Below are 20,866 nucleotides of genomic sequence, written 5' to 3' on the forward strand. Positions count from 1 at the left end.
GGTTAGCAATTACTCGACCACCTTCGGCACCAGGAAGAAGTCGCTCATCGTCTCGGGGGCATTCCGGACGATGGCGTCGGCGATGGCGCCGTCATTGACCACGTCGGCGCGCTTCTTCATTTCCATCGGCGTCACCGAGGTCATCGGCTCGACGCCCTCGACGTTCACTTCCGACAGTTGCTCGACGAAGGCCAGCATCGCGTTCAGTTCGCCCTGGAGATGGGGAACTTCGGCGTCGCTGACCGCGATCCGGGCCAGATGCGCGATACGGCGGACGGTCGTGGCGTCAACGGACATTATATAGGGCCCCAAGGCGAAATGGTCAGCCTGCCGTATAGCAGAGGCCGGTTTTGCACCGCAACCACGGCAAGCCACCGCTGCGGCCCTGACTCCCCGCCGAACCGTCCACCTGCAGCAGCCGATTTAGGGGCCAAACCCCCGCGACGAAACCACTTTGCGCCCCCGACGCAGTCGTCCTGAAACATTCACGGTGCGTACTTGCTCCAAAGAGAAAAGTGGAGCGCGTCATGTCCATGCTCGACAGCAATCGCCGGCCGGAAGGCTGGGATCCTGCGCTTTGGTCAATAGGCACGGTGCTCGGGATCGCGATCGTCTACGTTTGTTGCCTGGTCTGAGCGAAGCAGTAGCCCAATCACGCCTGAGATAGCGCGCTCATGCGCGCCAGAGCAGCTCCCGCGAGCGCGCGCGTCAACTCGGCCGCCGGCATCTCCCGGCCCATCCGCACCGCCTGCCCGGCCCACAGATTGCTGAAATCGACCCTGCCCTGCTTTTCGGCCGCTGCTTTCAGCGGGCCGAGCGCGGTCGCGGCATGCGGGAATGCGGGCGCATCCGGCGCAACCGGGCCGACCTCGCGCATCACGCGGTTGGCGACGCCGCGGGCCGGACGGCCGGTCATGACATTGGTGATGACGGTCGATTCGTCGCTCGCTCGCGCCAGCATGGCCCGTGCGGCCGGGGTGACCCTGGACTCCGGGCAGCGCAGATAGGCCGTGCCGATCTGAACGGCGGACGCGCCGAGCGCGAAGGCGGCTGCGATGCCGCGGCCATCCGCGATGCCGCCGGCCGCCACAACTGGCACCTTCACCGCATCCACCACCTGGGGCACCAGTGCGAAGGTGCCCGGCTGCTCGGCAATGGTTTCGGTCAGGAACATGCCGCGATGCCCGCCCGCCTCCGCACCCTGCGCGATGATGACATCGGCGCCGTTCTCCTCGAGCCAGATCGCTTCCTTCACCGTCGTCGCCGACGCCATGACGATGGCGCCGGAGGCCTTGACGCGCTCAAGCAGCTTTTGCTCCGGCAAGCCGAAGTGAAAGCTGACGATCTCCGGCTTCAGCTCCTCCACGACGGCGCAGAACGCGGCGTCGAACGGCGCGCGGTTCGCAGCATTGACCGGGGCGTCCGGATCGAGGCCGTACTCGCGATAGTATGGCGCGAGCCGTTGCCGCCACTTCGCTTCGTGCGCGGGATCGGCATCGACCGCCTTGTGGCAAAAGAAGTTGAGATTGACCGGCGCCTTGACCCGCTGGCGGATGATGTTGACCTGCTCGCGCGCCTTCTCCGCCGACAGCATCGCGCAAGGCAGCGAGCCGAGCCCGCCGCCCTGCGCCACCGCGATCACGAGCTCCGCATCCATTACGCCTGCCATCGGCGCCAGCACGATCGGGAATTCGGTCTTGAAGAGGTCAATCAGACGACGATCCGGCCACATGGTGTGTCTCGCGTGTTTCAGCCAATGGAAGCGGTCGAGTTGCGCCGGCCGCGCAACGATTGCTCGGCCTCGGCGATGATGCGGCCGACGATCTCGGCCGCAGGAGGAATATCATGGATCAGCCCAACCGCCTCGCCTGCGATCACCGCGGCGATGTCGAAATCGCCGCGCGCCTTGGCTTCGGCATAGTCGGCGCCGACCTTCCTCACGTTCTGCATCAACTCCACCTCGCGTCCAATCCAGCGCCGTGCATGGTCATTGACGAGGCAGCGTCCGGTGAATGGCGCCGGCCAGACATTGTTGCGCGAAAGATCGAAAATGATGCCGCGTACGGTTTCGCCGCTTTTGGCGGCGCACACGCGGCGTTTCGCTTCCTCCGCGATATCGGCCTCCTCGCTCGCATAGAAGCGCGTCCCGAGAAGCACCCCGGAGGCGCCAAGCATCAGCATCGCGGCGAGACCCCGGCCATCCGCGATGCCGCCGGCGGCGACCACCGGCACACGGCCCGCGACCAGATCCACGATCGCAGGCACGACATCAAGTGTCGTGCGCGAGGCGCCGTGTCCACCGGCCTCAGTCCCCTGTGCAACCAGGATGTCGGCACCGGCGTCCAGCGCCTGCCGCGCGAGTTCCTCGTTTTGCACCTGACAAATCAGGATTGCGCCCGCCTGTTTGATCCGGGCCCCGAATGGCTTTGGGTCGCCGAACGACAGCATGACCGCACGCGGCCGTGCATCAAGCGCGATGTCGAGCAGTTCCGGCTGCTTCGCCATGCTCCAGGTAATGAAGCCGATTCCGAACGGTGCCGTCGACTTCCCGAGCTTCGCTGTCTCCTGCTCGAGCCATGTCCGGTCGCCGTAGCCGCCACCGAGAATACCAAATCCGCCGGCCGCGCTGACCGCCGTCACAAGCCTGGCATTCGCCACCACATCCATCGGCGCCAGCAGCACCGGATGCTGGATGCCCAATCGATCCGTCAATTCGGTGCTGATCGGCATGCGCTTGCTCCCTGTTCTGGACAGCGACTGTAAACCCGTCTAACATTCTAAAAAAATGAATACTTGAGAACTCTACCATCTGAAAAATGAAACGGAGCCGGCTGCCGTGGAACTGACCGATCTCCTGACCTTCTCCACCGTCGCCCGGCTCGGCGGCATCACCCGCGCGGCTGACGAGCTCAACACCGTGCAGTCCAATGTCACCCAGCGCATCAAGGCGCTGGAGGCCGAGATCGGCACCGCATTGTTCGAGCGGCACAGCCGCGGCATGACGCTGACCGGCGCCGGCCGCAGGCTTTTGCCCTACGCGCAACGGATGGCGGCGCTGTCGCGCGAGGCCGTGCTCGCGGCGCGCGACGATGGCGAGCCGAAGGGCCCGCTGTCGATCGGCTCGATGGAGACCACCGCCGCAGTGCGGCTGCCGGCGCTGCTTGCCGAATTCCATCGTCGCTTCCCCGCCGTGCGCCTGACCTTGCGTACGGCACCGACCGCCGACCTCGTCGCTGCCGTGCTCGACGGCTCGCTCGACGGCGCCTTCGTTGCCGGCCCGATCGAGCATGGTGAGTTGGTCTCGACCCCGGCTTTCCGGGAGGAACTCGTACTCGTCACCGCGCAACGCTGGAAGAGCCTCGCTGCCTTGCGCGCCGGCACGCCGGAATCTGGACCAACGGCGCTGGTGTTCCGCACCGGCTGCACCTACCGCCAACGGCTCGAACAGGCCTTCGTCGAATTCGGGTGGCCATCGGCGGCGCGCTTCGAACTCGGCACGCTCGACGGCATGATCGGGTGCGTCGCGGCCGACATGGGCGTCACCCTGCTGCCGCGGGCGGTGGTCGAGCGCGATCACGTCAAGGATGACGTCAACATCCACGCGCTCAGCCCGCAGCACGCGCGCGTCGAGACGCTGTTCATTCAGCGCCGCACCGCGCACCAGTACAGCGCATTGCAGGGCTTTGCAGGCTGCCTCGCCGGCGAGGATCGCGTCATCGCCGCTTGAGGCGGCGTTTTCGCATGACGCCACGCGCCGATACGGCTTTGCCTCGTCGCGCGGGCGCATGGTATGCGCATGAGCCATGCCTGCGCCCGTCCTTCCCCTTGTCGATGCAGCCCCGCTCTGGTCCGAGCGCGGCGCGCTTGTCGGCCTCGATCTCGGCACCAAGACTATCGGCGTCGCCGTCTCCGATCCGGACCGGCGGCTCGCGACCGGGGTCGAGACCATCCAGCGCAAGCAATTCAAGGTCGACGCGGCGCGGCTGCTTGCGATCGCAACCGAGCGCAACGCGGTCGGCTTCGTGCTTGGCCTGCCGATCAACATGGACGGCAGCGAAGGCCCGCGCGCGCAGTCGACACGGGCATTTGCCCGCAACTTCGCGGGCCTGACCCCGCTTGCAATCGCGCTGTGGGACGAACGACTCTCGACGGCAGCCGTCGAGCGCGAATTGATCGGTATGGACGTCAGCCGCGCGCGCCGCGCCGAGGTGATCGACGAGCATGCCGCGATCTTCATCCTGCAAGGCGCGCTGGATCGGCTCGCAAGGCTGCGCGGAGACCGTTGAGCATGGCGGTGGTGATCGCGGCGCTGCTGCCGGTGTTCTTGCTGATCGTGCTGGGCTTCATCCTGAAGCGCACATTGATGCGGCTGGATACGCAGTGGCATGGGCTCGAGCGGCTGACCTATTACGTGCTGTTCCCCGTTCTTCTGGTGCAGACGCTCGTGAAAGCCGACCTGACCAAAGTGCCGGTCGCGGGCGTCGGCGGCGCGCTGCTGTTGTCGGCGCTCGCGATGTGCCTGCTCTGCCTGGCGTTGCGTCCGCTGCTCGGGCGCGCCGGCGTCGACGGCCCGGCCTTCACCTCAATCTTCCAGGGCGCGACGCGCTGGCAGACCTATGTCGCGCTGTCGGTGTCGGGCAATCTCTTTGGCAGCACAGGCCTTGCGCTCGCCTCGGTCGCGATGGTCGCGATCATCCCGCTGGTGAACGTGTTCAGCGTCGCCGTGCTGGCGCAGTACGCCTCACCCGGGAAACGTTCGGCAGGCGCGATCATGATGACGGTCGCGACGAATCCGCTGATCTGGGCCTGCGCGATCGGTCTCGCCATCAACCTGGCCCATGTCCCGCTGCCGCAGATCTGGCACGAAGTGGCGAATGCACTCGGCGGTTCGTCGCTTGCGATCGGCCTGCTCGTCACCGGGGCCGGCTTGCATCTGGAAGGCATCTTCCGCCCGAGCCTTGCGGCCAGTGTCGCACTGGTCCTCAAGCTGGTCCTGATGCCCGCACTCACGGTCGCGCTGGCGGTGTGGTTCGGCCTCTCCGGCTCCAATCTCGTAATCGTCACCGCCTGCGCGGCGGTGCCGACCTCGCCGTCAGCCTACGTGCTGGCACGGCAAATGGGCGGCGATGCCCCATTGCTTGCCCAGATCATCACCCTGCAAACGATTCTGGCCGCGATCACGATGCCGATCGCGATTGCTGCGATCGGGCCTTGAGGCCGCTCCCTCACGAGATCGTTACGTATCCTCAAGGCGATTTTGAAGCTGACACGGCCTTCGCCATGGGTGAATGGCCTGTTGCGGCGCGGATGCTCTGGCGGCAGCTTCGCGGGTGAGGTAAGTAGCGGCCAGGCGGTGACTTCTTGATGTTGGGGTCCGGGTAGCACGCCGGTGATCGGCGTCCCCTGCCTTGGAGGACGTATTATTTCGCTTCGCACGCCTCTGGCGCTTCTTTTGATATCCCTGGGTGCGATCGCCGCGGCGTGGTGGTGGCTGGCCACACCGATCAATCTGGCGCGCGCACCGATCGATCCGAGCGCCAAACTGCAATGCATCTCATACTCGCCGTTCCGCAACACCCAGACCTCGTCGACGGCAACGCCTGTGTCGCGGGAGCAGATCGCAGAAGATTTCGTCGGACTTGCCAAGATCACCGATTGCGTCCGTACCTACGCTGACGACCTTGGTCTCGATCAGGTCCCCGAGCTTGCAGCCAAGGCGGGGCTGAAAGTCATCCAGGGAATTTGGCTCAGCAAGGACCGGCAGAAGAACGCGACTCAGATCTCGACGGCCATACGGCTCGCGCAGCAATATCCGGACACCATTGCCGCGCTCGTGGTCGGCAACGAGGTCTTGTTGCACCGGGAAATGACCGTTTCCGACCTTGCCGCCCTGATCCGCTCGGTCAAGGCGCAGGTCCCCGTCCCCGTCACCTATTCCGACGTCTGGGAATACTGGCTGCGCTATCGCGAGCTTTATGACACCGTCGATTTCATCACCATTCACATCCTGCCCTATTGGGAAAATGTCCCGATCCCGGCGAAAGCTGCCGCCGCTCACGTTGACGCCGTCCGCAAGCAGGTCGCGGCGGCATTTCCGGGCAAGGAAATCCTGATCGGGGAAACAGGCTGGCCGAGCGAGGGGCGGATGCGCGAGTCAGCGCTGCCGTCGCGCACCAATCAGGCGCGGGTGATCTCGGAGGTGCTCGAGCTTGCCCGCCGCGAGCATTTCCGCGTCAACCTGTTCGAGGCCTATGATGAACTGTGGAAGCACGAGTTCGAGGGCGCGGTCGGCGCATCCTGGGGCCTGTTCGATTCCGCAGGGCGCACGCTGAAATATCCGCCCGGCATTCCCGTCAGCAATTATCCGCTCTGGAAGCTGCAGATGAGCGGCGGAATGGCGCTGGCGATCGTGATCTTCGGCGTCGCAGGACTGACCTTGCGCCGCAAGCCCCGGCAGACCGGGCTCGCCTCATGGCTTGCAGTCGGACTATCGGCGACCACAGCCGGAATCCTGCTCGGGGTGGCCGCGCAGAAGATGTTCTATGAAAGCTACGGCGTGGTGAACTGGCTTCAGTGGGGCACGCTTCTCGCGGCGGCGACCGCATCGCCGCTGTTCGCAGCCAACGCCCTGATGGCGGGGCGCGCGCCGCCCACATTCCTGGAATTGATGGGTCCGAAGGAGTACCAGACCCCGTCGCCGCTGACGCTCATGCACGGATTGGTCTGGATCGTCATCATCGTGATCGGCACCGACACCGCGCTCGGCTTCGTGTTCGACCCGCGCGAAAAGGATTTTCCTTACGCGTCGCTCACGATGGCGGCGATCCCCTTCCTGGCCATGACGCTGCTCAACCGCCCCAGGAAAGGGATCCGCCCGATGGCGGAATCGATCTTTGTCGGCGTCTTTCTGTTGGCAGCGATCTACATGGGATTCAGCGAAGGCTCGGACAACTGGCAGTCACTGTGGACTTCTGGCGCCTATGTGCTGCTTGCGATGACGCTGTGGCGGGCGCGTGCTTGAGACAATTCGGCCGGCCGACTTCGACCTTCCCTTCAAAGCCGCCTCAGATCGCGGATCGCCGTGATCGGGCCTCAGGTGTATCGGCCTGTCAGGAAGAAGCTGACGATATTGAAGGCTGAATCGATAAGCACGGTCAGCCACGCTGAATTGCTCCGCCACACGGGTAGACGCGGACAAACCTGCCGACAACCTCCGCTGAATCCTTCGAAAATGACCCTGAACCGACATCTATAGCCAAAGCCGGTCCACGTCCTCATACTAAACGCCAGCGCGCGGGAGGTGCGTTGCCAGCATTACGTTTACGTCGTCCGATAGCTCGACACGAAAATCAGCATATTCTGATCGCCGTCATCGGCTGCAAATATCATGGTGGAGGCATTTATGAGGCGCCGTGATTTCCTGGAGCGAACGACAATTGCCGTTGCGACGAGTCTCGTTGGCAGCATTTGGCCCGATGGATATCACCTGGTCGGATCGGCACTCGCCGATGGTAAGGGCGACGGCCAGAATGCAGCGCTCGAACAGAAATTTGCAGAATTTGCGATTGCTGTCAGATATGAAGATCTCCCGGCAGACGTGATCGCCTCAGCCAAGCGCGTCCTTCTCGATACGCTCGGCTGCGCGTTCGGGTCGGTCGGGTCTGAACCCGCAAATATCGCCGAGGCAACGATTCGAAAGACCTTCGGCGATGGCAATACGGCAACCGTGATCGGTTATCCGCGATCCGCGACCGTAGAAGGTGCAGTTTTCGTCAACGGGGTTCTCGTCCGCTCGCTCGACATGAATGACACCTACATCGGCACCGAGCCGCTTCATCCAAGCGAGGTGATTCCGACAGCGCTTGCGCTCTGCGAAGAGCGGGGGCGAAGTGGCCGCGATCTGGTCGAGGCGATGGTCGTCGGTTATGAGGCCAGCATGCGCGTCAATGATGCCATCTCCTTTCTTGAGCGCGGCTTCCACCCGTTGTGTGCAGCCTCGTACGGTGTCCCTCTGATTGCGGGTAAGGTCTGGGGGATTCCGAAGGAAGCCCTCGCAAACGCGGTCGGGATATCTGGCGCGCGCGGATTCACGAGTTTTGTCGTCAACAGCGGCGCCATTAGCATGATGAAGGCCATGGGACTCGCGGCAACTGCGATCGACGGCGTATTCGCAACGCGGCTTGCCGCACAAGGCTTCACCGGCCCATCCGGCACGCTGGAATGGCTGGCGTCAAAAATGAAACCTGCGAAGGAAGGGTTTGCCGTCGACCTCGAACTTGCGCGATACCGGCTGCCCCGCGTGGCATTCAAGCGCTTCCCTGTTCAGATCGAGTTACAGGCTGTAGTGGAGGCCGGCGCGTCACTTTCCCGAAGGATCGAAGGTCGAACCCAGGAAATACGGTCCATCACGGTTGAGACCTATCCCGGAATAATACAGCGCGTGGCAGATCCTGCGAAATTCCGGCCACAGACCAAGGGTACCGCTGATCACAGTCTTCCCGTGTGCCTCGCGATGGCTCTTCTCGACGGTGATGTGACGGTCTCGCAATTCGAGAAAGACCGCTGGCGGGAGCAGGACGTGATGGCCTTGGTGGAGAAGACTTCCGTCAAGCCCGGAGAATCACTCATTGCAAAACTACCCAAGGGCCGCGGCGCAAGCGTCGAGATTGTCCTCGCAGATGGTCGGTCTTGGCGCGAAACAGTGGAGGTTCCCGAAGGCGATGCACAACGCCCGCTCTCGCGAGCGTCTCTCGAACGGAAGTTTATGAACTTTGCCGTCCCGGTTGTTGGTAAAGCTGCTGGAGAGCGCGTCATGTCGCTCGTCGATGGGATCGAAGACCTAAGAGATGTCCGGGAATTGACTCGGGCCCTGAAGGGGATGGGAAAACAAAATCCGGCGTGAACCTGACAGGCATGCCGATTTCCGACTTTGGCCCATCACGAACATATTGCGCTGCCGCACAAACTTAGTCGCGAGGGGGGCAAAGCGGATATTGCGCTCGTCGCACAACGCTGCTCGGTTTATGGGTACACGGCCCAGTACATCAATCGCTCACCCCGCCAGCCACCAGGTCTGGATTGTCGCCGCCAGGTTGTTCAGCGCATGCAGCAGGATGGTCAGCCAGGTCGAGCCGGTGCGGAAGCGCAGGTAGCCGAACAGAAGACCGATCGACAGCACCTCGCAGAGGAAGAACCAGTCGTATTGCAGGTGCATCCCTGTCCAGACGATAGACGACAGCGCGATCGCGCCATAGGGACCGAGAAAGGATTCCGACCAGCCGCGGTAGAGCCAGCCGCGCGCGAACAGCTCTTCCCAGACCGGCGCAGCAACCGCAAACGCGATCACCAGAATCCACAGCGCGCCGTCGGCCTGCGCCGATTTCAGCACGTCGCCCATGAAGCCGGGGGTCACCTCGCGGCCGGCCGCGCGCGACACGAGGTCCCAGAGCGTGACGAGAACCACCAGCGAAACGATGCCGATGATCACGTTTCTCCACGACGTCCCGCGCAGCCCGAGATAGTCGGCGAAGGTGATCCCGGTCGGACGGGTCGCGATCCACAGCACCAGCAGCACCATCGGCAGGCCGGCCAGGACCGAGAGCGAAATGGTCAGACCGTCGCCGACCACGCGGATGATGCCCTCCGCGGTCAGCGGCCCGCCCTGAAGCAGGACGTAGTAGACGATGACCGCGGCCTGGCCGAGGAACATCGCACCGAAGATCACGAAGCCCCACACCGTCGTGCCCCAGAACTTCCAGGCGCGCGGCGGCCGTGGCGACGGCTCGATCGCCTCAGGTGGTGTGTCGGGATGAAATGCGTCCATTACAAAACCTTCAGGGCAGCGCCCGCGCCAGCAGCGCGCGCATATCGACATCGGACAATTCGACCGCGCCATACATGCCGGCGTGGGTGGAGGCAAGCCGCGTGGCCGCGAACAATTCGGCGCTCCCCGGCGCAACCTGGTTGAGGGCGGCGGCCGCCGCCAGCAATGCCAGCCTCTCGACGGCGAGCCGCGCCACGCGCTCGCTGTCGGCGCGGCGGAAGGATTCTCCGATCGATATTGCCGCCTCCGCCGCGCCCGGCAGGCCCTGCGTGCCGTCGGCGAGTGCGCGCAGCACCGCCAGCGCCGCATCGGCCTCGCGGCCGAGCGCGCGCAGCACGTCGAGACACATCACATTGCCGGAGCCTTCCCAGATCGCATTGACCGGTGACTCCCGGTAATGGCGCGCCAGAATGCCCTCCTCGACATAGCCATTGCCGCCGAGGCACTCCATCGCCTCGTAAAGGAAGCCGGGCGCGCTTTTGCAGACCCAGTATTTGATCGCAGGCGTCAGCAGCCGCATATAGGCGGCCTCGCCGGTGTCCGCAGGCGCACGGTCGAAGGCACGGCAGAGCCGCATCACCAGCGCAACCTGTGCCTCGACATGCAGCGCCATGTCGGCAAGCACCGCCTGCATCAGCGGCTGGTCGGCGAGATGCTTCTGGAAAACGCTGCGATGTCGTGCGTGATGCAGCGCATGCGCAAGCCCCGAGCGCATCAAGCCCGCGGAGGCGATCGCGCAATCCTGCCGCGTCAGCTGCACCATCTGGATGATGGTACGGATCCCCTTGCCCTCCTCGCCGATCAGTTCGGCATAGGCACCGTGGAATTCGACCTCGGAGGAGGCATTGGAGCGGTTGCCGAGCTTGTCCTTCAAGCGCTGGAAGTGGATCGCATTGACCGACCCGTCGGGCGCGAAGCGCGGCATGAAGAAGCAGCTCAGGCCGTCCTTCGCCTGCGCCAGCACCAGGAACGCGTCGCACATCGGCGCCGACATGAACCATTTGTGACCGGTGATGCGATAGGCATCGCCGTCGCGCGTCGCACGCGTCATGTTGGCGCGCACGTCGGTGCCGCCCTGTTTCTCCGTCATGCCCATGCCGAGCGTCATGCCGCGCTTGGTCCACCACGGCGCAAACTCGGCATCGTAGGAGCGCGTGCCGATCACAGGCATCGTCCTGGTGAGGATGTCAGGCTGCGCGGCGAGCGCTGCGACCGAGGCACGCGTCATCGTGATCGGGCAGAGATGACCGGTCTCGACCTGCGATGCGATGTAGAACTTCGCCGCCCGCACAACTTCGGCGGCGCCACCGGCCGGCTTGCCGTCGGCGGTCCAGGTCGAGTTGTGCACGCCGGCATGCGCAGAGTGCGCCATCAGTTCGTGGTAGGCCGGGTGAAACTCGACCACGTCGCGGCGATATCCCTTGGGATCGAACAGCCGGAGCTTTGGCGTGTTCTCATTGGCGATGCGGCCGCGCTCGGCCATCGCCGCTGAACCCCAGTGCTTGCCGAAATCGGACAGTTCGGCGGTGGCCCCCGCGCCGCCATTGGCTGCCACCGCCGCGGCCAGCGGCGCATCCGAAGCGAACAGGTCGACATCCCAAAGCGGCGGCGACTGGTTCAGCACGTCGTGGGTGGCAAATGAAGCCTGCGTCATGGTCTGGTCTCGTCAGGAATCAGTTGCGGTGCGGAGGTATCGGGAAATCATAGGCTTCCCGCCCTGCCCCCGGCAGCGAAAAGTGCCACCATTCCTTCGAATAATTCACAAATCCCTGTCCGGACATCACTGCCACCAGGGTGTTGCGCCAGCGCCGCTGCAACGGCGTGATCGAGCTCGAGGCGGTATGGGCCCTCGTGTCGGAGCAGTCATAGCCCGTGCCCATGTCGATACTGCCCTCCGGCGCCCGCGCCGCGGCCGGCGCGGTGCAGTCGGCATAGTCCTTCGCGGGATCGAATTTGCCGGAATTGTCTGCCGTCAGGTCGACCAGCGTGAGATCCACCGCGGCGCCGGTCGAATGCCCCGAATGTGTCGCGATATAGCCCAGGCGGAACAGATCGGCCTTGGAGAAAGCCGGGTTGTAGCGATGCTCGGCCGCGGTCTCGCGGCCTTTCTTCGACCACGCGACCATGTCGGCGACTGCGCGGACCGGCCGGTAGCAATCGAACATCTTCAGCGACAGCTTTTGCGGCGCGAGTTCCTGCTGCACGGCCTTGAGGCGGAGCCCGACGCCGCGCTTCACAACGCACTCGGCGGCGTCATAGCCCGCCATCCGCCGCCCCATGAAATTGTCGGAGGTGGCGTAACGGATGTCCTGGATGATCGTCGGGTCGATGTCGCGGAGGAACATGAAATCGCCGGGCAAGCCCTGTGCCAGGGCCGGCGAAATCGATACCGCAACAGCGGCCGCGATCATGATAATTCTCATAAGATTCACCCTGGTTACCGTCATGACCGGCATGACGGCGGAACATCTTACTCGGGGAAAACTCTTCCGGGCCCTCTTCGCCCTTGCCCCTCGGGCCATCCACCCCTATAGCTCTGGCTTTAATGACCCCATCATTGAAATCGACTTTCGTCCTCGGTCACCGGCATCTGCTGGGCATCGAGGGCCTTTCCCCTGACGACATCACCGGCCTGCTCGACCTCTCCGAGGAGTATGTCGAGCTCAACCGCCAGGTCGACAAGAAACGCGCCTCCCTGCGCGGCCGCACCCAGGTCAACCTGTTCTTCGAGGCCTCGACAAGGACCCAGTCCTCGTTCGAGATCGCCGGAAAGCGGCTGGGCGCCGACGTCATGAACATGTCGGTGTCATCGATGTCCACCCGCAAGGGCGAGACGCTGATGGACACCGCCGTGACGTTGAACGCGATGCACCCGGACATCCTGGTGGTCCGCCACCACGCCTCCGGCGCGGTCGAGCTGCTCGCGCGCAAGGTCGACGGTTCCGTGATCAATGCCGGCGACGGCGCTCACGAACATCCGACCCAGGCCCTGCTCGATGCGCTCACCATCCGCCGCAACAAGGGCCGGATCGAGGGCCTCGTGATCGCGATCTGCGGCGACGTGCTGCATTCGCGGGTGGCACGCTCCAACATCCTCCTGCTCAACACCATGGGCGCCCGCGTCCGCGTGGTCGGGCCCTCCACGCTGCTGCCGTCAGGCATCGAGCGGATGGGCGTCGAGGTCGCGCGCGACATGCGCGAAGGGTTGAACGGTGCCGATATCGTGATGATGCTGCGACTGCAGCGCGAGCGCATGAACGGCTCCTTCGTGCCGTCCTCGGCCGAGTATTTCCACTATTTCGGCCTCGACAAGAAGAAGCTCGGCTACGCCAAGCCCGACGCGCTGGTGATGCATCCCGGCCCGATGAACCGCGGCGTCGAGATCGACACCTTCGTCGCGGACGGCGCGCAGTCGCTGATCCGTGAACAGGTGGAAATGGGAGTGGCGGTGCGCATGGCGGTGCTGGAAGCACTCGCCCGCAACCTGCCGAATGCGTGACACAATGCTGACCGACCGCAGACCAATCCTGCTCGCCAACGCCCGCGTCATCGATCCGTCGCGCGATTTCGACGGTCCGGGCGACGTGCTGATCGCCGAAGGCGTGATCCGCGACGCCAAGCGCGGCATCGGCGCCGCCGGCGTCCCCGAGGGCACTGACGTCGTCAACTGCGCCGGCAAGATCGTGGCCCCCGGCCTGATCGACATGCGCGCCTTCGTCGGCGAACCCGGTGCGAGCCATCGCGAGACCTTCGCATCGGCGAGCCAGGCCGCGGCCGCCGGCGGCATCACCACCATCATCTGCCAGCCGGACACCTCGCCCGTCATCGACAACTCGGCGACCGTCGACTTCGTGCTGCGCCGCGCCCGCGACACCGCGATCGTCAACATCCACCCGATGGCGGCGCTGACCAAGGGCCTGCAGGGCCACGAGATGACCGAGATCGGCCTCCTGAAGGCCGCCGGCGCGGTCGCCTTCACCGATGGCGACAAGAGCGTCACCAACGCGCAGGTGATGCGCCGGGCGCTGACCTATGCCCGCGATTTCGATGCGCTGATCGTGCATCACACCGAGGATCCGGATCTGGTCGGCGAAGGCGTGATGAACGAGGGCGAGTTCGCGACAAGGCTCGGCCTGATGGGGATCCCGACCGCCGCCGAGTCGATCATGCTCGAGCGCGACCTGAGGCTCGCGGCGCTCACCGGCGGGCGCTATCACGCGGCCTCGCTGAGCTCGATGGAGTCGCTCGAGATCCTCACGCGCGCCCGCGATGCCGGGCTCGACGTCTCGGCCTCGGTCTCGATCAACCATGTGACCTTGAACGAGAACGACATCGGCCCCTACCGCACCTTCCTGAAGCTGGCCCCGCCGCTGCGCACCGAGGCCGACCGCAAGGCGCTGGTCGAGGCGCTCGCCACGGGGCTGATCGACGTCGTGATGAGCGACCACAATCCGCAGGACGTCGAGGTGAAGCGGCTGCCGTTCGCGGAAGCGGCAAGCGGCGCGGTCGGCCTCCAGACCATGCTGCCGGCGGCGCTGCGGCTGATCCACAATGGCGAGATGGAGTTCAAGACGCTGATCCGCGCAATGTCGACGCGCCCGGCGGAACTATTGGGCCTGCCTGGCGGGACGCTGCGCGCCGGCGCGCCGGCCGACGTGATCGTGATCGATGCCGAGACACCCTGGGTGCTCGATCGCGACGATCTCAAGTCGTTGTGCAAGAACACGCCATTCGACGATGCCCGCTTCTCCGGACGCGTGATGCGAACGATTGTCGGCGGCCGGACCATCTATGAGCATGTGTGATATGCTGCAAATCCGCTTCGACAGACAGAGCTGCAACCATGTCGGGTGACTGGTTTCTCATCGTCGCATTCCTGATCGGCTACCTGCTCGGTTCGATTCCATTCGGCCTGATCCTGACCAGGCTCGCCGGAACGCAGGATCTGCGCTCGATCGGCTCGGGCAATATCGGCGCCACCAACGTGCTGCGCACGGGGCGCAAGGGCCTCGCCGCGGCGACGCTGATCGGCGACATGCTCAAGGGCACGGTCGCCGTGATCATCGCCGGTTCCTACGATGGCCCCGACGCCGCGATGCTGGCCGCGCTCGGCGCCTTCCTCGGCCACCTCTTCCCGGTCTGGCTCGGCTTCAAGGGCGGCAAGGGCGTCGCGACCTATATCGGCGTGCTGCTCGGCCTGTTCTGGCCGGCGGCGCTGGTCTTTGCCGTGATCTGGCTGGCGACCGCCTTCACCTCGCGCTACTCGTCGCTGTCGGCGCTGGTCGCGGCCTTCGTGACGCCGATCTTCCTGTGGTGGTTCGGCCACAACGCGCTCGCCTCGCTGTTCGCCGTGCTGACGCTGATGCTGTTCTACATGCACCGCGAAAACATCAAGCGCCTGCAAAGCGGCACCGAAGGCAAGATCGGCGAGAAGCGATAGCTCGCTACGCCCTCAGCGCGTCCTCGACAAAAGCCGCGGCGGCCAGCGCCCTCGCATCCGCGCCGAACGGCGCGATCACGGTCACGCCGACAGGCAAGCCGCCCGCGGCGGTGAGCGCCGTCACGTTGACGCAGGGCACACCCATCAGGGTCCAGAGCCGGTTGTAGCGGGGGTCGCCGGTTGACGATAAGCCCTCGGGTGCCGCGCCCGGCGCCGAGAGCGTCAGCAGCACATCGACCTCGTCGAACACGGCGGCGAGCGCCAGCCGCGCGCGAGCGGCGACGGCGATGGCCGCGTCGTAGTCCGCTGGCGTGCCGCCCCTGCTCTCGTCGAGCCGGCCGCGCAGCAGCGGCGGCATCGCATCGTGGTTCCGGCCGTATTCCCAGGCGAACGACTGATGCGCCTCGAAGTCCTGCACCACGGGGTGGATGCGCCAGGCCTCGGCGACGATCTCGGGCATCGCGAGCGTGCGCACCGAGGCACCCGCCTGCTCCGCCGCGCGCGCGGCGCGCTGTAACGCCTCTGCGCCCGACGGCTCCGGCGCGCCGGCGAAATCCTGCGTCACCACGCCGATCCGCGGCGCGGCGATGCGTGCCGGCACCACCAGCGCCGGGCGGACGGTCATCGCCGCCAGCCCGCGCGCGACGTCGCGCACGCCCGATGCGAACAGCCCGACAGTGTCGAGCGTCCAGGAGAAGCACTTCACGCCGACCGTCGGCAACAGCCGGTAGCTCGGCTTGATCGCGGCAACGCCGCAGAACGACGCCGGCCGGATCACCGAGCCACCGGTCTGCGTGCCCAGCGCCAGCGGGATCATCCCGGCCGCGACTGCGGCGGCCGAGCCCGACGACGATCCACCCGGCGTGTGCGAATGATTGTGCGGGTTGCGCGTCGCGGTCGGATCGTTCGCCGCGAACGCCGTCGTCGTGGTCTTGCCGATGATGGTCGCGCCGGCATTCCGCAGCGCCATCACGACCGGCGCGTCGGCACGCGGCTGATGGCCGCGGTAGATCGCGGCCCCCATCTCGGTCGGGAAATCGGCGGTGTCGATGATGTCCTTGATGCCGACGGCGATGCCGCGCAGTGGCCCTGAATCCTGCGCACGCGCGCGCTGGTCGTGGCGAACGAACGCGCCGATGGTGCCGTCCTGCACACGGATCGCCTCCAGCGCCTGCGCGATCGCGCCATCCGGCGACAGCGCGCCCTGTTCGATCCGCTGCTGGATGTCGGCGAGTGAGATCATGGGAGTGCATCCTGCTGCTGTCGGGCCGTTCTAGGTAGCGCGTCGCGCCCCTTGTGCCAACCAGGCCGTTGATCACATCAGCGCCTTGGGCGAAGCTGCATGTCGCATGCATGACCGGGCTCATACCCTCTCCGACACCGAGCGGCTCGACCGCCTCAGGCTGATCCGGTCCGACAATGTCGGGCCGCGCACCTTTGCATCCCTGCTCCGCCATTTTGGCGATGCGGCAAGCGCGCTGGAGCGCCTGCCGGACCTTGCGCGCCGCGGCGGCGCCTCGGGCGCAGGGCGCATCTGCAGCGAGCAAGACGCGGCCGCGGAACTCGCCGCCTGCCGCAAGCTCGGCATCAGCCTCGTCGCACCTGACGAGGCCCACTATCCGCCGCGGCTTGCCACCATCGACGATGCGCCGCCACTGCTCGGCGTGCGCGGCGCGCTCGAGACCCTGATGCGGCCGATGATCGCGATCGTCGGCTCGCGCAACGCCTCCGGCGCCGGGCTGAAATTCGCAAGGCAACTCGCGCACGATCTCGGCGACGCCGGCTTCGTCGTGATCTCCGGCCTCGCCCGCGGCATCGACGGCGCCGCGCATCGCGCGACCGTTGCAAGCGGCACCGTCGCGGTGCTGGCCGGCGGCCATGACAGGATCTATCCGCCCGAGCACGAGGACCTGCTGCAGGCCCTGCTGGCGAATGGCGCGGCGATGTCAGAGATGCCGCTCGGCCACGTCGCCCGCGCGCGTGACTTTCCCCGCCGCAACCGCCTGGTGTCGGGGGCCTCGCTCGGAGTCGTCATCGTCGAGGCGGCGCATCGCTCCGGCTCGCTGATCACGGCGCGGATGGCCGCCGAACAGGGCCGCGAGGTGTTCGCGGTGCCGGGCTCGCCGATCGATCCGCGCGCCGCAGGCACCAACGACCTGATCAAGCAGGGCGCAACGCTGGTCACCGAGGCGGCCGACGTGATCAACGCGGTCGCCCCGATCATGGAACGGCCGGTCATGCTGCCCGCGCGCGAAGACGACGAGCCGATGGATTTTTCCACCGGCACCCCCGACCGCAACAGCGTCATCGATCTGCTCGGGCCGAGTCCGATCAGCATCGACGATCTGATCCGGATGGCCGACGTTCCGCCCGCGATCGTTCGCGCAGTGCTGCTCGAACTCGATCTCGCCGGCCGGCTCGAACGTCATGGCGGCGGGCTGGTGTCGATGATTTAGCGCTCGGCTGATTTCGGCGCTTCGCTGCCGCTATGACGCGGATGGCATGAGGATCACTCTCCATTCCGCCCGTCGAACCGCGAGCGCGCGCCCTGGATCTCGGACAGGTTTGAAAACGCCCACTCGCCAAGCGCCTTGATCGGCTCGGCGAGACCGCGGCCAAGATCGGTCAGCTCGTAGTCGACCCGCGGCGGAATGGTCGGGTAGATCGTGCGGGTCACGAGGCCGTCGCGCTCGATGCCGCGCAACGTCAATGTCAGCATCCGCTGCGAGATGCCGTTGATCATGCGCTTCAGTTCGTTGAAGCGCCGCGGCCCGCCGGTGAGGGTCATGATCACAAGCACGGTCCATTTGTCGCCGATCCGCGCCAGCACCGAGGCGACCGCCCGGCAGTCGCTGTGATCAGGGTCGGGCTGTGGCGGCAGGGCAGGCACACGGATGTGCTCGGGTCTCATGGCTGTGCTCGGGTTTCAAAAATGTGCGTTCTTGCGGACATTTAGGGTGGTCACTCATATAGCGCCAGTTACAAACCTATACCAAGGGTGATCCCAGCCATGAAACTTCTGCATCTCGATTCCTCCGTCCTCGGCCCCCACTCCGTCAGCCGCCAGGTCTCGGCCGCCGCGGTCGAGCGGCTGCGCCAGGCCAATCCGGACCTTCTCGTGACCTACCGCGATTTGACCCAGACCCCGCTCGGCCATCTCTCCGGCCTGCACCTTGCCGCCGGTCAGGGTGCGGCGCCCGACCCGTCGGTGCGGGACGATTTGGCGGCTGGTCAGGCGGTGCTGGAGGAGTTTTTGGCCGCCGATATCGTCGTGATCGGCGCGCCCATGTACAACTTCACGATCCCGAGCCAGCTCAAGGCCTGGATCGATCGCGTGGTGGTTGCGGGCAAGACCTTCAAATACAGCGCCGCCGGCGTCGAGGGCCTGGCCGCTAACAAGCGCGTCGTCATCGCGGTCTCGCGCGGCGGATACTACGGCGCCGACACACCGATGGCCGCGCTCGAGCATCTCGAGACCTATCTGCGCGGCGTGTTCGGCTTCATCGGGGTGAAGAACCTCGAATTCATCCCGGCCGACGGCATCCAGGTCGGCCCCGAGCATCGCGAGAAGGCCGTCGCCGGCGCGCTGCAGGCCGCGGGCAGCCTGAACGCGGCGTGAGGAACAGCGTATCCGCCGTCGCGATCGCGGCGGCGGATACGCTCATTCAGGTCAAGTGTTCAAAACCACGCGCCCTGGACGCCGAGCATCACGGCGACGAGCGAGATCAACAGGCCGATCCCGGAAAACAATGCGACCGCTACAAGCTGCGAACTGTCCGAATCCTCAGGTGTCGAGGAAATCACTCTGGGTTCCCACGACGCACGCTTGGTCATCGGCTTGGACGTCGGCTTGGACGTCGAGGAAAACGGCACCGATGTCGGAATGCGGGCGGCCTTCGGCATAGTTCCACTCCAAATGATTCGGTTTGAAAAATTCCCCGCTCTTGCAGATGTCTTGTCACCCGGCGCGAAGGTTCAACGCGTTCGCGCATCGACACATCAAGAAACAACAAACGATCAGCGCGACAGTCGTCGCGCTGATCGTTCCGAACAATTCGATTCAATTCAGCCGCGATAGATCGGCGCGCCTGCGGGCGATGCCGTCGCGCCGCCGTCGACGAACAGTTCCTGTCCCTGCACATGCGCGGAATCATCAGATGCCAGGAACAGCACCGTCTTCGAAATGTGATCCGGTTCACCAATGCGTCCGAGCGGCGTGGTCTTGCCGATTCGCGCCTCGAAGATCTTCTCCGCTTCGGGGGTCGCAGTCGCCGCGCCCCAGATCGGCGTACGCACAGCGCCCGGCGCCACCACGTTGACGCGGATCCCGCGCGGCGACAGTTCGGAGGCGATGACCCGCGCCATCGCGCGCACGCCGGCCTTGCTCGCGGCATAAGCCGAGTAGCCGGGATTGCCCAGCACCGAGATCACCGATCCGTTGAGGATGATCGAGGCGCCGTCGTTGAGATAAGGCGCAGCCGCCTGCACGGTGAAGAACACTCCGGTGAGATTGGTACGGATCACGGTCTCGAAAGCCGCGAGCGTGGTGCCGCCGACCGGCGTCTGGCCGGGGATGCCGGCATTGGCGAACACGACGTCGTATTTGCCGAATTTCTCCGCGCCCTGCTTCACCGCGGCTTCCAGCGCCGCGACATCCGTGGCGTCGGCGACGACCGCGAGTGCGTTCGCCCCCAGCTCCTTCGCCGCGGCAGCAAGCGTTTCCTTGTTGCGCCCGGTGATCACGACCCTGGCACCCTCGGCCACGAACAGCTTTGCCGTCGCAAGCCCGATGCCGCTGTTGCCCCCGGTGATCAGTGCCGTCTTGTTTGCCAGTCTCATGTCCGCCTCCAATGATGGTTGCATTATTAAACTTCATTGCCTAACTAGGGCATCCGGTTTAATATTGCAACCACACAAGCCCGTGATGTGCGTTTTTCAGGAGGCGGCGCGGTGAAACGAACAAGCCTTGCAGGCGACAGTTGCCCGGTCGCACGCGCGCTCGATGTGTTCGGCGACTGGTGGTCGCTGCTGATCATCCGCGACGCGAGCCTCGGCCGTCGCCGCTTCGGCGAGTTTCAGGAGAGCCTGGGCCTCGCAAAGAACATCCTGGCGAGCCGGCTGCGCACGCTGGTGGAGCGCGGCATCCTGAAGATGATCCCCGCCTCCGACGGCAGCGCTTATCAGGAATATGTGCTGACGCCGAAGGGCCGCGGCATCTTCCCGATCCTGGTCGCGCTGCGGCAATGGAGCGAGGAGTTCGACGAACATCCGGACGAGATCGCAACCATCATGGTCGACCGCGACAAGGGCAAGCCGGTGAAGAAGCTCGTGCTGTACGCACAGGACGGCCGCGTGCTCGATGCCGCCGACACCGCGTTGAAACCGCGGCCCGCAGCGAAACGCGCACGGCGCGTCCCGGCATAGACGCAGGGCGGATTAGCCCGCTACCGCGCGACGTTCGCCCCTGGCATTGATTTGCCCGACGGCGCAAGTCCCTCGTGTAAAAATATTTCGGTTTATCGTAACGGCAAATCAGTGTATAGATTTCCCGTCTCACCCGCTCGAGGGGCGCTCGCGATCGTCACGAACGTTGTGGTGGGATG

Annotated in this window: 21 protein-coding genes; 11 read left to right on the top strand and 10 right to left on the bottom strand. The window is 65.3% G+C overall.

Annotation, left to right across the window (positions count from 1 at the left end):
• Positions 1-9 precede the first annotated feature (9 nt).
• The 3 genes from gatC to JQ586_RS30755 form a co-directional block, all read right to left on the bottom strand.
• Complete coding sequence (gene gatC / locus JQ586_RS30745; RefSeq protein WP_212398382.1) at positions 10-297, bottom strand: Asp-tRNA(Asn)/Glu-tRNA(Gln) amidotransferase subunit GatC; 288 nt, start codon at positions 295-297, stop codon at positions 10-12.
• A gap of 355 nt (positions 298-652) precedes the next feature.
• Positions 653-1,732, bottom strand: a complete 1,080-nt coding sequence (locus JQ586_RS30750) for a nitronate monooxygenase family protein (protein WP_212398383.1) — start codon at positions 1,730-1,732, stop codon at positions 653-655.
• A gap of 17 nt (positions 1,733-1,749) precedes the next feature.
• Entirely contained in the window at positions 1,750-2,754 is a 1,005-nt protein-coding gene (locus tag JQ586_RS30755; protein WP_283815497.1) for a nitronate monooxygenase family protein, read from the bottom strand.
• Between the two features lie 82 nt (positions 2,755-2,836).
• Here JQ586_RS30755 and JQ586_RS30760 point away from each other — a divergent pair, with 82 nt between their 5' ends.
• The 5 genes from JQ586_RS30760 (at position 2,837) to JQ586_RS30780 (ending at position 8,902) form a co-directional block, all read left to right on the top strand.
• Complete coding sequence (locus JQ586_RS30760; protein WP_212398385.1) at positions 2,837-3,727, top strand: LysR family transcriptional regulator; 891 nt, start codon at positions 2,837-2,839, stop codon at positions 3,725-3,727.
• A 76-nt stretch (positions 3,728-3,803) separates the two neighbouring features.
• Positions 3,804-4,286 (top strand): Holliday junction resolvase RuvX, encoded by a 483-nt coding sequence (ruvX, locus tag JQ586_RS30765; protein WP_212398386.1) that lies wholly within the window; start codon positions 3,804-3,806, stop codon positions 4,284-4,286.
• A gap of 2 nt (positions 4,287-4,288) precedes the next feature.
• A complete protein-coding gene (locus tag JQ586_RS30770; protein WP_212398387.1) occupies positions 4,289-5,215 on the top strand; it encodes an AEC family transporter in 927 nt (308 codons plus the stop codon).
• Between the two features lie 246 nt (positions 5,216-5,461).
• Positions 5,462-7,021 (top strand): glycosyl hydrolase family 17 protein, encoded by a 1,560-nt coding sequence (locus tag JQ586_RS30775; protein ID WP_212398404.1) that lies wholly within the window; start codon positions 5,462-5,464, stop codon positions 7,019-7,021.
• A gap of 381 nt (positions 7,022-7,402) precedes the next feature.
• Complete coding sequence (locus JQ586_RS30780; protein WP_212398388.1) at positions 7,403-8,902, top strand: MmgE/PrpD family protein; 1,500 nt, start codon at positions 7,403-7,405, stop codon at positions 8,900-8,902.
• Positions 8,903-9,052: 150 nt separating this feature from the next.
• Here the strand turns inward: JQ586_RS30780 and JQ586_RS30785 are convergent, their stop codons facing one another.
• From JQ586_RS30785 to JQ586_RS30795, 3 genes are read right to left on the bottom strand one after another with little or no spacing between them, the layout of a single operon-like run.
• The gene (locus tag JQ586_RS30785) at positions 9,053-9,823 is read right to left on the bottom strand and encodes a CPBP family intramembrane glutamic endopeptidase (protein ID WP_212398389.1); all 771 of its coding nucleotides are present in this window, start codon (positions 9,821-9,823) and stop codon (positions 9,053-9,055) included.
• A gap of 10 nt (positions 9,824-9,833) precedes the next feature.
• Positions 9,834-11,477, bottom strand: coding sequence for an acyl-CoA dehydrogenase family protein (locus JQ586_RS30790; protein ID WP_212398390.1), 1,644 nt, complete (start codon positions 11,475-11,477; stop codon positions 9,834-9,836).
• Between the two features lie 19 nt (positions 11,478-11,496).
• Positions 11,497-12,234, bottom strand: a complete 738-nt coding sequence (locus JQ586_RS30795; RefSeq protein ID WP_249148397.1) for a M15 family metallopeptidase — start codon at positions 12,232-12,234, stop codon at positions 11,497-11,499.
• Positions 12,235-12,368: 134 nt separating this feature from the next.
• On the opposite strand from JQ586_RS30795, the gene JQ586_RS30800 reads away from it, so the two are divergent.
• From JQ586_RS30800 to plsY, 3 genes are read left to right on the top strand one after another with little or no spacing between them, the layout of a single operon-like run.
• Entirely contained in the window at positions 12,369-13,322 is a 954-nt protein-coding gene (locus JQ586_RS30800; RefSeq protein WP_212398391.1) for an aspartate carbamoyltransferase catalytic subunit, read from the top strand.
• A 4-nt stretch (positions 13,323-13,326) separates the two neighbouring features.
• Positions 13,327-14,628, top strand: a complete 1,302-nt coding sequence (locus JQ586_RS30805; RefSeq protein ID WP_212398405.1) for a dihydroorotase — start codon at positions 13,327-13,329, stop codon at positions 14,626-14,628.
• A gap of 38 nt (positions 14,629-14,666) precedes the next feature.
• Positions 14,667-15,263, top strand: coding sequence for a glycerol-3-phosphate 1-O-acyltransferase PlsY (plsY, locus tag JQ586_RS30810; RefSeq protein ID WP_212398392.1), 597 nt, complete (start codon positions 14,667-14,669; stop codon positions 15,261-15,263).
• Between the two features lie 4 nt (positions 15,264-15,267).
• Here the strand turns inward: plsY and JQ586_RS30815 are convergent, their stop codons facing one another.
• Entirely contained in the window at positions 15,268-16,506 is a 1,239-nt protein-coding gene (locus JQ586_RS30815) for an amidase (RefSeq protein WP_212398393.1), read from the bottom strand.
• A gap of 106 nt (positions 16,507-16,612) precedes the next feature.
• Here JQ586_RS30815 and dprA point away from each other — a divergent pair, with 106 nt between their 5' ends.
• Positions 16,613-17,719 (top strand): DNA-processing protein DprA, encoded by a 1,107-nt coding sequence (dprA, locus tag JQ586_RS30820; RefSeq protein ID WP_212398394.1) that lies wholly within the window; start codon positions 16,613-16,615, stop codon positions 17,717-17,719.
• 53 nt (positions 17,720-17,772) lie between these two features.
• Here the strand turns inward: dprA and JQ586_RS30825 are convergent, their stop codons facing one another.
• Positions 17,773-18,174, bottom strand: a complete 402-nt coding sequence (locus JQ586_RS30825; protein WP_212398395.1) for a helix-turn-helix domain-containing protein — start codon at positions 18,172-18,174, stop codon at positions 17,773-17,775.
• Between the two features lie 99 nt (positions 18,175-18,273).
• Here JQ586_RS30825 and JQ586_RS30830 point away from each other — a divergent pair, with 99 nt between their 5' ends.
• Positions 18,274-18,882, top strand: coding sequence for an FMN-dependent NADH-azoreductase (locus JQ586_RS30830; RefSeq protein ID WP_212398396.1), 609 nt, complete (start codon positions 18,274-18,276; stop codon positions 18,880-18,882).
• 59 nt (positions 18,883-18,941) lie between these two features.
• Here the strand turns inward: JQ586_RS30830 and JQ586_RS30835 are convergent, their stop codons facing one another.
• Positions 18,942-19,166, bottom strand: a complete 225-nt coding sequence (locus JQ586_RS30835) for a hypothetical protein (RefSeq protein WP_212398397.1) — start codon at positions 19,164-19,166, stop codon at positions 18,942-18,944.
• Between the two features lie 162 nt (positions 19,167-19,328).
• Positions 19,329-20,102 (bottom strand): SDR family oxidoreductase, encoded by a 774-nt coding sequence (locus tag JQ586_RS30840; RefSeq protein WP_212398398.1) that lies wholly within the window; start codon positions 20,100-20,102, stop codon positions 19,329-19,331.
• Positions 20,103-20,213: 111 nt separating this feature from the next.
• Between JQ586_RS30840 and JQ586_RS30845 the strand changes: the two genes are divergently transcribed.
• Positions 20,214-20,687: a helix-turn-helix domain-containing protein gene (locus JQ586_RS30845; protein ID WP_212398399.1), complete on the top strand. Its 474-nt coding sequence runs from the start codon at positions 20,214-20,216 to the stop codon at positions 20,685-20,687.
• Positions 20,688-20,866: the final 179 nt, after the last annotated feature.

It is taken from the genome of Bradyrhizobium jicamae, from assembly GCF_018130215.1.
GTDB lineage: Bacteria > Pseudomonadota > Alphaproteobacteria > Rhizobiales > Xanthobacteraceae > Bradyrhizobium > Bradyrhizobium jicamae_A.

Coding starts and splice junctions, on each gene's coding strand:
- gatC (WP_212398382.1), bottom strand. CDS start 297: ATGTCCGTTGACGCCACGACCGTCCGCCGTATCGCGCATCTGGCCCGG.
- JQ586_RS30750 (WP_212398383.1), bottom strand. CDS start 1,732: ATGTGGCCGGATCGTCGTCTGATTGACCTCTTCAAGACCGAATTCCCG.
- ruvX (WP_212398386.1), top strand. CDS start 3,804: ATGCCTGCGCCCGTCCTTCCCCTTGTCGATGCAGCCCCGCTCTGGTCC.
- JQ586_RS30770 (WP_212398387.1), top strand. CDS start 4,289: ATGGCGGTGGTGATCGCGGCGCTGCTGCCGGTGTTCTTGCTGATCGTG.
- JQ586_RS30780 (WP_212398388.1), top strand. CDS start 7,403: ATGAGGCGCCGTGATTTCCTGGAGCGAACGACAATTGCCGTTGCGACG.
- JQ586_RS30785 (WP_212398389.1), bottom strand. CDS start 9,823: ATGGACGCATTTCATCCCGACACACCACCTGAGGCGATCGAGCCGTCG.
- JQ586_RS30790 (WP_212398390.1), bottom strand. CDS start 11,477: ATGACGCAGGCTTCATTTGCCACCCACGACGTGCTGAACCAGTCGCCG.
- JQ586_RS30795 (WP_249148397.1), bottom strand. CDS start 12,234: ATGATCGCGGCCGCTGTTGCGGTATCGATTTCGCCGGCCCTGGCACAG.
- JQ586_RS30800 (WP_212398391.1), top strand. CDS start 12,369: ATGACCCCATCATTGAAATCGACTTTCGTCCTCGGTCACCGGCATCTG.
- JQ586_RS30805 (WP_212398405.1), top strand. CDS start 13,327: ATGCTGACCGACCGCAGACCAATCCTGCTCGCCAACGCCCGCGTCATC.
- plsY (WP_212398392.1), top strand. CDS start 14,667: ATGTCGGGTGACTGGTTTCTCATCGTCGCATTCCTGATCGGCTACCTG.
- JQ586_RS30815 (WP_212398393.1), bottom strand. CDS start 16,506: ATGATCTCACTCGCCGACATCCAGCAGCGGATCGAACAGGGCGCGCTG.
- dprA (WP_212398394.1), top strand. CDS start 16,613: ATGCATGACCGGGCTCATACCCTCTCCGACACCGAGCGGCTCGACCGC.
- JQ586_RS30825 (WP_212398395.1), bottom strand. CDS start 18,174: ATGAGACCCGAGCACATCCGTGTGCCTGCCCTGCCGCCACAGCCCGAC.
- JQ586_RS30830 (WP_212398396.1), top strand. CDS start 18,274: ATGAAACTTCTGCATCTCGATTCCTCCGTCCTCGGCCCCCACTCCGTC.
- JQ586_RS30835 (WP_212398397.1), bottom strand. CDS start 19,166: ATGCCGAAGGCCGCCCGCATTCCGACATCGGTGCCGTTTTCCTCGACG.
- JQ586_RS30840 (WP_212398398.1), bottom strand. CDS start 20,102: ATGAGACTGGCAAACAAGACGGCACTGATCACCGGGGGCAACAGCGGC.